Consider the following 14,783-nt stretch of genomic DNA (forward strand, 5'->3'; position numbering starts at 1 on the left):
CTGAAACCATCGGGACATGCCCGTAAAATCCTCGGCGGTCCTGGCCTTCGCCGCGATCGGCACCCGGTGGGAGATCGAGACGCCCGCACCGCTGGGCATGACCCTGCGCGAGCAGATCCTGCAGCGGGTCGACGACTTCGACCGCCCCTACTCCCGGTTGTCGAGGCGGCCCGCCACGACCTGCACGGACGCTGTCTCCGCCGGGCCGAGGCGTGGGAGGAGAGCGCCGAGCAGCGGCGGTCGTCATGGTTGTTCGAGCGACCGGCTGTGCAGGCGGCTGTCGTAGAAGATCAGGGGCACACCGTCGGCCGAGCGGCTCAGGGCGTGGACGCGCAGCAGGGTGAGCACATGGTCGCCGGCGTCGACCTCGGTCGCCACGCCGACCCGGAACGTTGTCGGGGCCCGGTCCAGGAAGACCGCGCCATGGCCGGTCGCCTCCCAGGAGACGCCGTCGAACCTCTCGGCTCCGGGACGCGAGAGCCGGGCGACGTCGGCTCTGTGGTGCGCGCCGAGCACGCTGATGCCCCATTGGGGTGCTCGGCGCAGGACCGGCCAGGTCGTCGAGGTACGCGCGAAACTGAGTGCGGCCAGCGGCGGGTTCAGCGAGATCGAGCTGAACGAGTTCGCCAGCATGCCGACCGGCTGTCCGTCGACGAGTGCGGCGACCAGCGTGATGCCGGTGGCGAAGCCCGCGAACGCGTAACGCAGTTCTGGCGCGGCTGGGGACGCGGGGTCGGCGGCCGATGCGCTCGGTTCTGCGCTGCCACTCATGTCGTGCCTCGAGATCCTTCCTCGGCCGGGGTCCCGGTGCCGATCGCGTCTCACGGCTGGATGGTTTCGGTGCCCGGCGTGTGCGGCACCTGGGTCTCGTGGTGAACCGGCGTCTTGCGGACGAACAGGGTGCCGAGGATGGCGGCGAAGGCGATGATCCCGCCGGTCACGAAGGCGGTCCGGGCCGCGTCGACGGACTGTGCCGTGCTGAGCACGCCCGCGTGGGCCGCGTTCGCCCCGATCGTGTACGCCGAGACGAGTACCGCGCCACCGGCGGCGCCGGCCAGCTGCTGGATGGTGCCGAACGCCGCGCTGCCGTGCGGGAAGAGCTCGTCGCGCAGCGATCCCAGCGCGGCAGTGGTCATCGGGCCCCACATCATCGCCTGCGCACCGCACATGACCAGGTAGGTGACGAAGATCGTCCACACGCTGGTGCCCTCGTCGATCCGGGTGAGCAGCCAGAAGGTCGCCGTCCAGATGATCGCGCCGGGAATCGCCAGGGGACGCGGCCCGTAACGGTCGTAGATCCGGCCGCCGAGGGCGGAGACCCCGGCGATGATCGCGCCGCTGGGTACCAGGAACAACCCGAGCGTGAAGGTGCTCAGCCCGGTGACACTGGTCAGGATCAGGGGCAGGACGATCGAGATGCCGAAGCCGTTCAGGGCGACGACGAGCATCACCAGCAGCGGTACGGTGAACGCCCTTGTCCGGAGGATGCGCAGGTCGAGGAACGCGCCCGGGCCGCGCTGGAGCACGAGCTGGCGCCAGGCGAACGCGGCGACGCCGGCCAGCCCGGCCGCGATCGGGATCCAGGGCGGGACCGGTGCGTGGCCGGAGGCGGCCTCGCCGATCGAGGCGAGCCCGTAGACCAGGGCGCCGAAGCCGATCGCGGACAGCACCATCGACAGCACGTCGAGGGTCACCGGCTCCGGGGTGGTGATGTTGCGCAGCTTCACCGCGCCCAGCGCCAGCGCGGCCACCGCGATCGGCAGCATGAGGATGAACAGCCAGCGCCAGCTCAGCTGCGACAGCACCAGCCCGGACACCGCGGGACCCACGGCGGGCGCGATGGCCGGGACGGCGGTGGCCAGCGCCATCAGCTGACCGCGGCGGGCGGCGGGGGCCAGCCGCATGGTGGTGGTCATCAGCAGCGGGACGAAGACGGCGGTTCCGGCGGCCTGGACGATGCGCCCGGCGAGCAGGACTTCGATGCCCGGCGCGATCGCGGCGATCGCCGTACCGGCGGTGAACAGCGCCATCGCGCCGAGGAAGATGGTCCGCAGGTGGTAACGGCGCATGATGAAGCCGGTCGCGGGGATCAGCACCGACAGCGTGAGCAGGTAGCCGGTGGTGACCCATTGTCCGGTGCTGGGGGTGATGCCGAGGTCGGTGATCAGGCTGGGCAGCGCCACCCCGAGCAGCATCTCGTTGAGCAGCACGACGAAGGCCGAGACCATCAGCAGACCGATGATCAGGCCGTCGCCCGGCGCGAGCCGGTTGTCGGGTGGTGTCGTTGTCGACGTAGTCACAGGAGTGCTTTCTGGCTGGTGGGCGAGGATCAGCCGGCCGCGGCTGTCTCGGTCAGGCGGGGGTCGAGCCCGTACTGGGCGGGCGCGCCGAGGTGGTCGCGCAGCGTGGCGCCCTCGTAGTCGAGGTGGAAGATGCCGCGCTGCTGCAGGATCGGGACGACCTGGTCGACGAAGGCGTCGATGCCGTCGTGGTAGACGTCGATGGCCAGCGAGAAGCCGTCGCAGGCGCCGGCTTCGAACCACTGCTGCATGTGGTCGGCGACCTCAGCCGCGGTGCCGGGCACGACCGGGTGGTAGTCGATGACGCCGTGGGCCAGGACGTCGTGCAGCGACCAGCCTTCCCGGGCCACGGCGAGGGCGCGGGCCGACCGCGGGTCGGACGGGTTGGCGCGGGCCTCGGCGAGCTGCCGGTCGGTGAGGGGCTGTTCGAGCTGGGCGGGGCTCAGGCGCAGGCCGAGCATCGCGCCGAGGTACGCCACCCGCTGGTCCAGGTCGATCGACTCGTCCAGCCGGCGCCGCCGGTCCAAGGCGGTCCGCTTGTCAGGGGCGACGCTGGGCATGAAGCCGGCGAACAGTTTGACCTCGTCGGGGTCACGCCCGGCCTGCTCGGCGGCTTTGCGCAGGGCGGTGCGGTGGGCGATGCCCTCCTCGATGCGGTACGGGTTGGCGTACACGCCGCTGGCGTAGCGGGCCGCGAGTTCCAGGCCGTTACCGCCGCCACCGGCCTGGAAGATGACCGGCTGGCCCTGCTCCGACGGCGGGATGGGCAGCGGCCCCCGCGAGGCGACGTACTGGCCTCTCGCGTTGACTGGCTGGATCTGGCTCATGTCGGCGAACCGCCCGGCGGCGGCGTCCCGGACCCAGGCGTCGCGCCCCCAGCTGCCCCACAGCGCCTGCACCACCTGCACCACTTCGTGGGCGCGTTCGTACTTCTCCGCGCGCGGCGGCACCGCGCTGCCGAAGTTCGCCGCGGCGACGGGATGCGAGGTGGTGACCGCGTTCCAGCCGGCCCGGCCGTGGCTGACCACGTCGAGGGCCTTGAACTGGCGGGCGATCGTGTACGGGTCGTTGAAGGTCGTGGAGCCGGTGGCGACCAGGCCGATCCGCTCGGTGCCCCGGGCCATCGAGGTCAGCACGACCAGCGGGTCGATGGCGTGCTGCGGGGCCTCGTGCTCGAGGTCGACGGTCAGGGCCGGGGTGTCCGCCAGGAAGACGAGCTGGATCTTGCCCCGCTCGGCGGCCTGGGCGTACCGGACGATCGCGTCCATGTCGGTGTAGCTGGACGGGTCCACGCCGGGCATGCGCCAGGCTCCGGGCTGGGCCCCGTAGCCGTTGGCGATCTGGATGGCCAGGACCATCTGAGGATTGGTCACGACATGTCCTCCGACATACGCTTTTCCACCGCCGGCGGCAGGGCTCAGCTAGCCGGCACGACGATGAGGAGATAGTCTCCGTTTGGCAGATCCAAACGTACGGAGACAGTCTCCGTTTTGTCAACGAGGGGTGGTCGTGTCGTGGCCGGGAGCACAAACGACGGCGAGCGCAAGCCGCGGACGGACAAGCAGCGCAACCGGGCCCACATCCTCGACGTCGCCGAGCAGTACTTCTCCGAGCACGGCATCACCGGCTCACTGGACGCCATCGCCAAGCGCGCCGGCATCGGTCCCGGCACCCTCTACCGGCACTTCCCGACCCGCGAAGCGCTGCTCGCCGCCCTGCTGCAGGCACGCGACGACGAACTGGAGGCGCGGCGCAAGGCCATCCAGGAGCAGGAGTCGGACTCCGCGGCCGCCCTCGCCCAATGGCTGACCGCGATGGGACAGTGGGCCACCGCCTTCGACGGCCTCCCCGAGCCGTTGCGCGCGGCACTGGTCGAGGACAAGTCCCCGCTGGCATTGACCTGTCAGGGCTTCATCACGACCACCGACGCGTTCCTGCGTGCGGCCCAGCGTGACGGCCGTGCCCGGCCCGAGGTCCGGGGCCGGGAGCTGTTCCTAGGTGTGCTCGCGGCGAGCTGGGCAGCGAGCGCCGCCATGGCCGACGAGTCCTCACCCTCAGCGCTCCATCACCTGCTGCAGGCCGGCTGGGCGACCCCGGCCGAGCGTGCCGAGCACCTCAGTTGACGGCGCCAGAACACCGCGCCCGCATGATCGCCCACGCCGGGGCGGAGCCGGAAAGGCGGGTCGGCGGTATCGCCCCGCTCCGCGGCCGTCGCGGCGCACAGTGAATCCATGCCCGAAAAATCTCAGCTCAGCGGCGAGATGGCGGCATCGCTGGACAGGCTGCGCAAGCTCAGTGATGCACGCCAGGCCGAGGTGCAACGCCAGCAACACACCACCGGCCCGCCCGACGCCGTGCAGCGCCGGGGTGAGGCCATGGACGTGCGTGATGACGTCCTGGTTCGCCGCGCCGAAACCGCTGACCGCCGCGACCAGACCCAAGCGCAGCGGGAGACCATGCTCGACGACCGGCAGACGGCGCTCGATCAGCGAGAACAACTCCTCGACCGGCGAGAGAGCGAAGGTTGACGGGTGGTGCCCGGCGGATCAGCTCGGGGCGTGGGCGGCGAGGAACGCCTTGGCGATGGCCGAGGCGACGTCGGCCGGATCATTCGCGGACAGCGCGGTTCCGCCGGTGGCCTTGGCCATCGCCGTCAGGGCGGCCATGTCCGCGTCGGCGCCGTAACCGACCGCGATGATCGGGACAGGCCGTTGCGGGTCGCGGGTGGTTTCGAGCTGTTTCCGGAACGCCTGACCGGACATGGCGAATCGCGAGCCCGCGTCCTTGCCGTCGGTGAGGACCACGACCAGCGTGCTGGTCTCCGGTTTGGCCTGCGCGCGCATGGCGGCCGAGGCGTCCAGCACGGTCCGGTAGAGCGGGGTGCCGGCGTTCTCGGCGGCCCGGTATCCGCTGATGCCGGCGGCCAGCAGCTCTCGGCGGGTGCGGTTGCCGACGCGTTCGGTGAGCGGGCCGAGACCGACCGTCTCGACGTGGGCGGGGCTGGTCGGGGACGGGGTGGAGAAGAGCCACATGCCGACGCTGGTGTCGGTGCCGAAGAGGCGGCTCGCGTTGAGCCCGGTCTCGCGTAGCAGCGCGGCCTTGGTGGTCTTGCGGCCGGCCTTGTCGGTGACCGGTTCGTTCATCGAGCCGGAGGCGTCGACCAGCACGAGCACCTGGAAGTCCATCGTCCGGTACTGCGACCAGTGCACGGCCTCGGTGAGCATGTCGTCCGGCCGGTCCGGCAGGGGCAAAATGCCGGTTTGAGCCTGAGCGCGGAAACCGGCGGCGGTCAGCGCCTCCGCGCTGATCGCCTGCCGCAGGCGTGCGGCGAGGTCGCGGTCGGTCACGGCAGGCGAGATCGCGTACGGGTAATCCGCCTCGACCAGCCCGTCCGACGGCACCGCGCCGACCAGCGGGATGGTGTGCTCGCCGTCCTGATACGCCTGGAGTTGCTGCTCGATGACGGGGAAGACTCCGACGTCGGTGCCGGTGGAGGCGCGTTGGAGCAGGGCCGCCGGGTCGGCGGCGGCGTCGGCGAGCCGGCTCCGCAGGGTGAGGGCGCGCAGTTTGGCGATGCCGGTGTCCGGGGTGGTGCGGTTCATCGCCGTGTAGATGGCGTGCACCGACAGCAGGCCGACCGTCGTGCGCAACGGGTCCGGCGCGCTGATGGTGATCCGCTGCTGCACCGCGCCGTCGGCCACCGCGGCCCACGAGGTCTTGCCGTCCCGGGCGTAGTCCTCGGCGGCCTTCTCGGGTCCGGCCAGCACGATCGGGGAGTGGGCCAGCGGGTCGCCCTCGGCGGTGTAGGCCGCGCCGTCGGCGGCGGCGATCCGCAGCCAGGCGCTGCTCGACGGAATCCACACGTCCGGCCGCTGTGTCGTCTCCGCGGTGACCGCCGGTTCCTCCGCGGTGACCACGACCGGCCCGCATTCCCCGCCGTCCGGGTCCAGGGTGCGGGCCGCCTCCTGCACCACCGGGGCGATCTCCGGAGCGGCCGCTACCCGCAGGCGTGCGTCCGGGCAGGCGACGGCGGCGGCCGGGACGGCCGGGGTACCGGTGTCCGTGTCGCCTCCCCACCACAGCGCGGTGCCGGCCGTGACCAGCAGCAGGACGGCGGCCACAGCGGCAGTACGAGGACGGACGCGCAGCCGGGAGAGGCGCGGGCGCCTGCGGCCCCGGGCGGCCAGCACGGGCAGACCGCCGGTGCGGAACGGGTCGTCGTGGTTGTCGGTGGCCCGCACCCGCCGGAGCCGGGCCCGCCGTTGCCTGCGCAGCAGGAGCAGCACCAGCGCGAGCAGCGCCACGGCGAGGGCGCCGGCCAGCGACCAGAGCAGCGTGGTGCGCAGGACGTCGTCGGCGGTGGCCGCCGCGACCGGGGAGAGCGTCACGAGCGGGGTCCTCCGATGGTCCGCCATGGCCGTGATCGGCCGGATCAGTGCGAAGTGGACCGTAGACGTACGCGACTGACAAGATCAACCGTGTTGGGTGACGGGTCGGTGAACATCGGCGCGGCGGTCCGGAGGGTATTCGTCACCGAGATTTCATGACCGTCCTCAAGTGACGGTGTGCGCCCTGTCGCACCGATCTGACCTGCGAATATGCCGGAAACTGCGCGCGGAATGCCGGCTCGGCGGCACGATGGCCGCCGCTTAACATCCCCATGATCGACCGGTGGTGTGCGCGCCCGGAACGGTCAGTTCCACATCGGGAGTGCCGGTCAGAGGGGATCAGTGTGAGCATGCCGACCTGGGCGGAGATCGGCCGTTATCTCGACGACCATCGCCAGCCGTTGCTGATCGGCCTGGCCATCGCCGAACTGGTGATCCTGCTGGTGGTCGCGTTGCGCTGGTTCGATCGCCGGTACGGGCTGCGGCACCTGCTGCGGCGTACCCGTCGTTTCCTGACAGCGGTGGCGCGGGATCTGGCCGCCCCCGTGGTCGACCTGATTCGGCTGCGCCGCGCCGTCCGCCTGATCGCCGACCGGTTCGCCGCCGGTGATCCGGTGGCGGACGCCGGCGCGGCCCTGGTGTCGGCCGGGCGGGCCGTCCAGCGGAGAGAGGACTGCTGGCCGTACCGGGTGACGCTGGGTGACAGCCGGATCGGCGTGGGCCTGGCCGGGCCCGGCGATCTGCCCGAGCCCGGCCCGGCTGGCTCACCGTGGCGCGCCGCCGGCGCCCGCCGCTGGCAGGCCACCGCGCCGCTCCCACCGCCCCCAGTGCTTCCCGCGCTTCCAGCGGGCGCGCCACTCGCGGAGGGCCCGGCGGTCTCGTCGCTGCCGCCGGCACCGAAAATTCCGGCGGCACCGAAAATGCCGCCGGTCGCGGAAGTACCGGCAGTCCCGGGCCAGCCGGTCTCCGGCGAGCAGGGCCAAAACGGGCCGCAGGGGCAGAACGGGCCGCAGGGTCAGGGCGGGCCGCTGCCGGTGCTGGTCGGTGTCGCCGGGGATGAGCTGGTGCTGCTGGATCTGGCCCGCAGCCCGGGTGTCGTCTCGGTGCACGGAGCCACCGGCCCGGCCGCCCGGCTCGTCGCCGCGATCACCGCGCAGCTTCGGGCGGCTGTCGGCACACGTGTCGGCGATCTGCAGGTGGTGGACGACGACGGCGCGGCCCTCGACGAGACGCTGCGAACCCTGGGGGATCGGCCGGTCACCACGGGTACGCGTACGGTGCTGGTGTGCCGGGGCCCGAAGCCGTCCGCCGCGGCCAGGATCGCGGCGCTCACCGCCCGCGACAGCGGCCTGCTGGTGCTGGTGGCCGGTTACGTGCCCGGCTCCCGGTGGCGGTTGCGGGTCACCAGCGCCGGCCGCGTCATCGCGCCGGAACTGGGCCTCGACGCCTACGCCGCTCCGGTCGGCCCCGGCCTGGACCGAGCCCGGTCCGCGGGCGACCCGGCGTCCGGCAGAGCGCCGTCCGGCAGCGCGGCAGTCGGCAGTGCGGCAGTCGGCAGTGCGGCCGCCGGCAGCGCCCCGTCCGGCAGCCCGGCGTCCGGCGGCCCGGCGCGCGGCGGTCGCGTGCCGTTCCGGCGGCTCACCGGTCCGCGGGCCGGCCGGCCAGACGCCGGTACCGGCGACGCCCCGCCGTCGGCGGTACCGAACTGGGCGGACGAGCAACCCGCCTCGTCGCCGGCACCGGCCCGCCGCACCGCCGACGACCTGATCGAACCCGAGATCGGCACGGCTGCCCCGGCAGCCGTGGGACCCGACGCCGTGACCGCACGCCCCGGAGAGAAATGATGCGTACGCTGCTCACCCTCGTCTCGCCGGAGGAGACCCGCGACGTCGCGCTCGACGTCCAGGTGGACACCCCGGTGCACGCGCTCGCCGAGCAGGTCGACGGCGACGCCGGCCTGTACCTCGACGGCGGGCGGCTGGAATCCGGCCGGACCGTCAGTGAAGCGGGCCTCTTCTCCGGGGTGCGGGTGGGTGTCGGCGCCCCGGCCCCGGACCGGCCCGTGCGGGAACTGCCAGGTGACGCCCGTCTGCACTGGCTGGAGGTGCACGCGGTCGGCGGCCCCGCCGCGGGTCGGATCTGGCCGGTGGGGTTCGGCACCCACGACATCGGCGCCGCCCCCGGCTGCGCCATCGATCCCGGCGGTCCGGGCCTGCCCCAGCACGGCGCCCGGCTGACAGTGGACGAGCAGGGACACGTCTGGGTCACCACCGCGAAGGACGGCGGGGTACGGCTGACCATCCCGCGGCCGCCGGACGCCGCCGACGTGACAGTGCCGCCGCAGGACCGCCGCGACGGCGCACACCGCTGGCTGCCCGGCACCGACCTGGCGGTGGCCGGCACGCTGCTGCGGCTGGTCGAACGGGAGGCCCCGGACGCGGCCGTCACCCCGGCCACCGACGTACCGGTGCTCGACTTCAACCGCCCGCCGCGGATCGTGCCGCCGCTGCTCTTCTCCCGGCAGAGGTTCCCGGCCCCACCGGTGAAACCGGGCCGGCGCCCGATCCCGGTGCTGCTCACCCTCGCGCCGATGGTGATGGGCCTGACGTTCGTGCTGGTCTTCGACTCGCTGTTCTACCTCGTCATCATGGCGTTCAGCCCGATCCTGGCCCTGGCCAGCTGGTACACCGACCGGCGCAGCGGCCGCCGCAAATACCGCACCGACCTGGCCGAGTACCAGGTGAAACGGGCCGCCCAGGTGCGGGCCCTCGCCGCCGCCGTCGGTGACGAGCGGCTTGCGCGCTGCGCGGCGTCGCCCGACCCCGCGACGGTCTTCCGCACCGTGGTCGGGCCCGGGCGCCGGCTCTGGGAACGGCGCCGCCGCGACCCCGATCACCTGGTGCTGCGGGTCGGCACCACCGATCAGCCGTCGCTGATCGAGGTGGAGGACCCGGCCCGCCCGGACGGGGAGCGCAACCTGCGCTGGACCGTTCCGGACGTGCCGATCACCGTGGACCTGGTGGACCGCGGCGTGATCGGCCTGGCCGGCGACCCGGAGACCAGCTATGCCGTGGCGCGCTGGCTGGTCGCCCAGGCCACCGCCCTGCACAGCCCCCGGGACGTACGGGTGCACCTGCTCACCGAACCCGGCGGCGAGGACCGGTGGAGCTGGATCCGGTGGCTGCCGCACTGCCGCCCGGCGGAGGACGGCGCACCCGCCGGACGGCCGTACAGTCTGGTCGGCAACGACCCGGAGACGGTGGCGAACCGGGTCGCCGAGCTGGTGTCGCTGATCACCGCCCGGGTCAAGGCACGCGGCTCCCAGCTCGGGCAGGTGATGTTCACCGAACCTGACGTGCTGCTGGTCGTCGACGGGGCCCGGCGGCTGCGCGAGGTGCCGGGCATGGTGCAGGTGCTGACCGACGGCCCGGCGGTCCGCGTCTTCGCGATCTGCCTCGACGCCGAGGAGCGGCTGCTGCCGGAGGAGTGCACCGCCGTGGTACGGGCCGACGCCGACGGCCTCACCGTCCGGCAGACCGGTGTGCCCGAGGCCACCGCGGTACGTCCCGACGCGGTCACCCCCGCTTGGTGCGAGCGGGTGTCCCGGGCGATGGCGCCGCTGCGGGACGTGACCCCCGACGAGTCCGCCGGCCTGCCCGACCGGACAGGGCTGCTGACGTTGCTCGACGCCGATCCGCCACGCCCGGAGGAGCTGGCCGCCCGCTGGGCCGCCCAGCCGGCCTCCACCACCTTCGTGATCGGCGCCGGCTTCGACGGGCCGGTGGCGCTCGACCTGGTCCGCGACGGGCCGCACGCGCTGGTCGCCGGCACCACCGGCGCCGGGAAGTCGGAGCTGCTGCAGAGCATGGTGGCGTCGCTGGCAGCGGTGAACCGGCCGGACGAGCTGACCTTCGTGCTCGTCGACTACAAGGGCGGCAGCGCGTTCCACGGGTGCGTGCGCCTGCCGCACACCCTCGGCATGGTCACCGACCTGGACAGCGCCCTGGTGACGCGCGCCCTGGAGTCGTTGAGCGCCGAACTGCGCCGCCGGGAGGAGATCCTGGCCCGGGTCGCCGCCAAGGATCTGCCCCGGTACCGGGCGATGCGGCAACGGGACCCGGAGCTGCCCGCGGTGCCGCGGCTGGTCCTGGTGATCGACGAGTTCGCCACCCTCGCCCGGGAGGTGCCCGACTTCATCCCCGGCCTGGTCAGCATCGCCCAGCGCGGCCGGTCGCTCGGCATCCACCTGATCCTCGCCACCCAGCGCCCGGCCGGTGTGGTGACCGGCGACATCCGCGCCAACACCAACCTGCGCATCGCGCTGCGGGTCACCGACCCGATGGAGAGCAGCGACGTCATCGACGTGCCGGACGCCGCGCTGATCCCCGCCACGGTTCCCGGGCGTGCCCTGGTACGCCTCGCGCACCGTTCCACGGTTCCGTTCCAGACCGCGTACGCGGGCGCGGTCCATCACGACGACGAGGACGACGAGGACGCGGCCCGCCCGGTCCTGCCGGTCTCCGGTATCGAACTGCCCTGGTCCCGGCTCGGCCGGGTGCTGCCACCACCCGCCGAGGCCCCGGAGAACGCGTCGGACGCCGACGAGCTGGCCGCCACCGACCTGGACGTGCTGGTCGACGCGATCGGCGCGGCCGCCCGGGACGCGGGCTGCGAGCCGCAGCCCAGTCCGTGGCTGCCTCCGCTGCCGGCGACGGTGCTGCTCGACGACCTGGCGGTGCCGCAACGCCCGGCGGCCGGGCTGCGGCCGGTGCCCTGGGCGCTGGCCGACCTGCCCGAACAGCAGGCGCAGCGGGTCCTGACCTGTGACCTGACCCGCCTGGGGCACCTGTATGTGCTCGGCGCCTCCCGCTCCGGGCGCTCGCAGCTGCTGCGTACCCTCGCCTCCGCCCTGGCCCGGGGGAACTCCTGCGCCGACGTGCACCTGTACGCGATCGACGCGGCCGGCGGCGCGATGGCGGCGCTCACCGAGTTCCCGCACTGCGGCGCTGTGGTGCCGCGCGCCGACATGGAACGGCTGGAGCGCCTGCTGACCCGGATCAGCGGGGAGGCGGCGCGCCGCCACGAGGCCCTCGGCCGGCACTCCTGCGCGGACCTCGAGGAGTTGCGTGCCGTGCTGCCCGAAGCGGAACGCCCGGCACACCTGGTGGTGCTGGTCGATGGCTGGGACTCGCTGTCCGCGGTGCTCACCGAGCACGACGGCGGCCGGCTGTACGAGCTGATCCTCGGACTGCTCCGGGAGGGCCCGGCAGCCGGCGTGCACCTGGTCATGTCGTCGGAGCGCGGGCTGATCTCCGGCCGTGCCGCGGGCCTGAACGATCACCGGATCATGCTGCGGATGACCGACCGCACCGACTACGCCTCGATGGGCGTCAACCCGCGCCGGGTGCCCGAGGTGGTGCCGCCCGGGCGCGGCTGGAGTTCGGCGGACCGGGCCGAGCTGCAGGTCGCCCTGCTCGCCGCGGACCCGTCCGGGCAGGCCCAGGCGGACGCGATGCGCCGGATCGCGGCGCGGGGCGCGGCCCGCGACAGCGCGGTGCCCGCCCAGCGCCGGCCCTTCCCGGTCGCGGTGCTGCCCTCGACGGTCACCTTCGCCGACGCGTTCGCCCAGGTGCCGCAGGAACAGCGGGTACCCCTGCGCGGCCTGCTGGGTCTCGGCGGCGACGCGGCCGCGCCGGTGCCGGTCGACTTCGCCGGCCGGCAGAGCGCCTTCCTGATCGCCGGGCCGCCCGGTTCGGGTCGCAGCAACACGCTGGCCACGCTGGCTGTCTCACTGCTGGCGGGCGGGACAGCGCTGGTGGTGCTGACCCCCCGGGAGTCGCCGCTGCGCCGGCTCTCCGTGCACGGCCGGGCCGAGGTGATCGAGGGACCGCAACCGGATCCGGCCGTGGTGACCGCCGCGGTGGCGGGGATCGGCGGGCCGGTGGTGGTGCTCGTCGACGACGTGGACCTGCTCGGCTTCGCCAACCCGGTGGACCAGGTGCTGCGCGAGGTGGTGGCGACCGGCCGGGACCGGGGCATCGGTCTGGCGTACGCGGGCACGGCCGAGACCCTCACCCAGGCCCTCGGCGGCTGGATGGCGGAGGCCCGCCGGTCCCGGCAGGGGGTGCTGCTCGCGCCGCAGTCCACCCTGGAGGGGGATCTGGTCGGGGTGCGCGTGCCGCCGGCGCTGCTGCGCTCCGGAAGCCGGCCCGGCCGCGGCTACGTGCCGGACCCGGCGAGCGGGGCGCTGAGCTCGGTGGCCATCCCGCACACCGTGCTGCGCTGACCCGACAGCGACGCCCCCGGCTCGACCGAGCCGGGGGCGTCGTCGTGTGCGGGCCGCCTCAGCTCGACGGCTTGGCCAGGCCCGCGTCCAGCTCAGCCAGGTTCTTCGTGATCATGTTGAAGCTCTGCGCGAACGTGTCGAGCTGGGCGATCGCCTTGGTCAGCGACGCGTTGAACTCGGTGTACTGGGCGCTCATCACCGGGCTGGACTGCTGCAGCCACAAGCCGCCCTGACTGGTCAGCAGCTCGGTGACGTTGGCCTGCAACGTGGACAGCTCGCCGGAGATCTCGCTGCCTTCCGAGGTCAGGCGGGCCGCCACACTCTTGACGGCCTCGTAATCGACGTTTACCTCTGCCATGGTGTCTCCCTGTGTACGGTGGCCGGCCGGTCAGCTACCCGAGCTGGACTGGGTGATCGCGTCGTCCATCGCCCGTAGCTGCGCGACGATGTTCTGGAACTGCTGGGCGAAGCTGGTGATGTTCTGCACCGCGGCGGTGACCGAGGTGTTGAACTCCTTGTACTGGGCGCTCAGCGTGGGGCTCGACTTCTGCAGCCAGAGGCCGCCGTCGCTGGTGAGCAGCTGGGCCACGGCGTTCTGCAGTGAGGTGAGCCGCGGTACGGTGCTGGACACCACCTGGTTGAGGTTGGCGGAGACCGCGTTCACCTTCTCGAAGTCGACGGTGATGTTGGGCATGTGTGCTCCAGTGGGTCAGACGGGATAGTTGTAGTAGTAGTAGTCGTCGTCCTCGGCCGGCGGATCCTCGTGCGACTGGAGGGTCCACTGGCCGGTCTTCGGGTTGCCGGTGTAGACGTCGGTGCCGTCCGGGCCGACCACGGTCTTCGTGCCGGTGCCGTCACCGGTGACCACGATGTCGGTCGTGGTGGTCTCGCCCTTGGTGTCGACCGTGACGTTGTGCGAGCCGCCGTCCGACGTCGGCGTCACCGTGCTGGTGGTGGTGCCCTCGCCGGTCTTCGACGTCACCACGTAGGAGCCGTCCGGGTTGGTCTTCTTCTCGATCGTCTCGGTGCTGCCGTCCGAGTGCGTGATCGTGGACGTGTAGTCGACGACGTCGGGCACGCCGTTGCCGTCGGTGTCGACGTACGTGTAGTTGGTCGTCTCGGTGTAGGTCAGCCCGTCGCCGGACTGCACGGTCGTCGTCTCCGAGACGATGTTGCCGTCCTCGTCCAGCTGCGCCGTGGTGTGGTTGCTGCCCACCGTGCCCGTGCCGTCGATCTCGGTCGGGACGGCGCCCGGCTGGGGCGGCGGCGGGCCGCTCCACAGCGGGATCGACGCGGTCTTGAGATCGCCGTTCTCGTCGTAGTACTGGAACGTGACGTTCTTGTCCTTGATGTCGAGGTAGTGCTCGTACGCCTTGGTGTCCGCCTGCCACTGGCCGATGTGGGCCTGCAGCCGGGCGGTGTTCACCTTGCCGCCGAAGTCCGCGTCCACGTCGAAGAACGCCTTGGCGATGCCGTCGAAGTTGTCGGCGAGCTTGTCCAGCAGCTCCATCGAGTCCTTGAACGGGCTGTGGCAGGCGTAGAAGAAGGCGCTGAGGGCCGCGTACACCGAGGCGTTGCCCACCTGGCCGGAGCCGACGACCGTGCCGTTCGACGTCACCACCGCCCGCCGGGACCCCGTCTCGACATCCGTTTTGATCTTCGCCTTCAGTTCGCGCATGCTGCCCGCGAGTTGATGCAGCAGCGCGTAGTCGAGCACCAGGTCGGCCACCGGCGCACGCTCCTCTCTGTCTCCCTCAGGTTCGACGCGCGGGCCCCCGCGGACGGTTCACCGTGAACCACCACGCACCG

General features: G+C 72.6%; 12 protein-coding genes. 5 read left to right on the plus strand and 7 right to left on the minus strand.

Going from position 1 to position 14,783, the window contains the following annotated elements:
* Positions 1 to 16 precede the first annotated feature (16 nt).
* Entirely contained in the window at positions 17 to 286 is a 270-nt protein-coding gene (locus tag AB0F72_RS34165) for a hypothetical protein (RefSeq protein ID WP_360440341.1), read from the plus strand.
* Here the strand turns inward: AB0F72_RS34165 and AB0F72_RS34170 are convergent.
* The 3 genes from AB0F72_RS34170 to AB0F72_RS34180 are packed head-to-tail and all read right to left on the minus strand — an operon-like array spanning position 244 to position 3,673.
* Positions 244 to 771: a flavin reductase family protein gene (locus AB0F72_RS34170; protein WP_360440344.1), complete on the minus strand. Its 528-nt coding sequence runs from the start codon at positions 769 to 771 to the stop codon at positions 244 to 246. The genes AB0F72_RS34165 and AB0F72_RS34170 overlap by 43 nt on opposite strands.
* A 50-nt stretch (positions 772 to 821) precedes the next feature.
* On the minus strand, positions 822 to 2,300 hold the full coding sequence (locus AB0F72_RS34175; RefSeq protein WP_360440347.1) for a DHA2 family efflux MFS transporter permease subunit: 1,479 nt from the start codon (positions 2,298 to 2,300) through the stop codon (positions 822 to 824).
* 29 nt (positions 2,301 to 2,329) lie between these two features.
* Entirely contained in the window at positions 2,330 to 3,673 is a 1,344-nt protein-coding gene (locus tag AB0F72_RS34180; RefSeq protein WP_360440350.1) for an NtaA/DmoA family FMN-dependent monooxygenase, read from the minus strand.
* A 141-nt stretch (positions 3,674 to 3,814) separates the two neighbouring features.
* On the opposite strand from AB0F72_RS34180, the gene AB0F72_RS34185 reads away from it, so the two are divergent.
* Together AB0F72_RS34185 and AB0F72_RS34190 are read left to right on the plus strand one after the other, a co-directional pair.
* Positions 3,815 to 4,423: a helix-turn-helix domain-containing protein gene (locus tag AB0F72_RS34185; RefSeq protein WP_360440353.1), complete on the plus strand. Its 609-nt coding sequence runs from the start codon at positions 3,815 to 3,817 to the stop codon at positions 4,421 to 4,423.
* A gap of 108 nt (positions 4,424 to 4,531) precedes the next feature.
* Positions 4,532 to 4,828 (plus strand): hypothetical protein, encoded by a 297-nt coding sequence (locus AB0F72_RS34190; RefSeq protein WP_360440356.1) that lies wholly within the window; start codon positions 4,532 to 4,534, stop codon positions 4,826 to 4,828.
* A gap of 18 nt (positions 4,829 to 4,846) precedes the next feature.
* Here the strand turns inward: AB0F72_RS34190 and AB0F72_RS34195 are convergent, their stop codons facing one another.
* The gene (locus tag AB0F72_RS34195) at positions 4,847 to 6,688 is read right to left on the minus strand and encodes a substrate-binding domain-containing protein (protein WP_360440359.1); all 1,842 of its coding nucleotides are present in this window, start codon (positions 6,686 to 6,688) and stop codon (positions 4,847 to 4,849) included.
* Positions 6,689 to 7,032: 344 nt separating this feature from the next.
* Here AB0F72_RS34195 and AB0F72_RS34200 point away from each other — a divergent pair, with 344 nt between their 5' ends.
* Both AB0F72_RS34200 and AB0F72_RS34205 read left to right on the plus strand, forming a co-directional pair.
* Positions 7,033 to 8,532, plus strand: coding sequence for a hypothetical protein (locus AB0F72_RS34200; protein ID WP_360440362.1), 1,500 nt, complete (start codon positions 7,033 to 7,035; stop codon positions 8,530 to 8,532).
* Positions 8,529 to 12,974 (plus strand): FtsK/SpoIIIE domain-containing protein, encoded by a 4,446-nt coding sequence (locus AB0F72_RS34205; RefSeq protein WP_360440365.1) that lies wholly within the window; start codon positions 8,529 to 8,531, stop codon positions 12,972 to 12,974. The genes AB0F72_RS34200 and AB0F72_RS34205 overlap by 4 nt, the downstream gene beginning before the upstream one ends.
* 58 nt (positions 12,975 to 13,032) lie before the next feature.
* Here AB0F72_RS34205 and AB0F72_RS34210 read toward each other — a convergent pair whose 3' ends face one another.
* The 3 genes from AB0F72_RS34210 to AB0F72_RS34220 are packed head-to-tail and all read right to left on the minus strand — an operon-like array spanning position 13,033 to position 14,703.
* On the minus strand, positions 13,033 to 13,332 hold the full coding sequence (locus tag AB0F72_RS34210; protein WP_043525034.1) for a WXG100 family type VII secretion target: 300 nt from the start codon (positions 13,330 to 13,332) through the stop codon (positions 13,033 to 13,035).
* A 30-nt stretch (positions 13,333 to 13,362) separates the two neighbouring features.
* Complete coding sequence (locus AB0F72_RS34215) at positions 13,363 to 13,668, minus strand: hypothetical protein (RefSeq protein WP_360440368.1); 306 nt, start codon at positions 13,666 to 13,668, stop codon at positions 13,363 to 13,365.
* A 15-nt stretch (positions 13,669 to 13,683) separates the two neighbouring features.
* A complete protein-coding gene (locus AB0F72_RS34220; RefSeq protein WP_360440371.1) occupies positions 13,684 to 14,703 on the minus strand; it encodes a hypothetical protein in 1,020 nt (339 codons plus the stop codon).
* Positions 14,704 to 14,783: the final 80 nt, after the last annotated feature.

It is taken from the genome of Actinoplanes sp. NPDC023936 (genome assembly GCF_040639325.1).
In the GTDB taxonomy this organism is placed as follows: domain Bacteria; phylum Actinomycetota; class Actinomycetes; order Mycobacteriales; family Micromonosporaceae; genus Actinoplanes.

Coding starts and splice junctions, on each gene's coding strand:
- AB0F72_RS34205 (WP_360440365.1), top strand. CDS start 8,529: ATGATGCGTACGCTGCTCACCCTCGTCTCGCCGGAGGAGACCCGCGAC.
- AB0F72_RS34190 (WP_360440356.1), top strand. CDS start 4,532: ATGCCCGAAAAATCTCAGCTCAGCGGCGAGATGGCGGCATCGCTGGAC.
- AB0F72_RS34170 (WP_360440344.1), bottom strand. CDS start 771: ATGAGTGGCAGCGCAGAACCGAGCGCATCGGCCGCCGACCCCGCGTCC.
- AB0F72_RS34210 (WP_043525034.1), bottom strand. CDS start 13,332: ATGGCAGAGGTAAACGTCGATTACGAGGCCGTCAAGAGTGTGGCGGCC.
- AB0F72_RS34215 (WP_360440368.1), bottom strand. CDS start 13,668: ATGCCCAACATCACCGTCGACTTCGAGAAGGTGAACGCGGTCTCCGCC.
- AB0F72_RS34165 (WP_360440341.1), top strand. CDS start 17: ATGCCCGTAAAATCCTCGGCGGTCCTGGCCTTCGCCGCGATCGGCACC.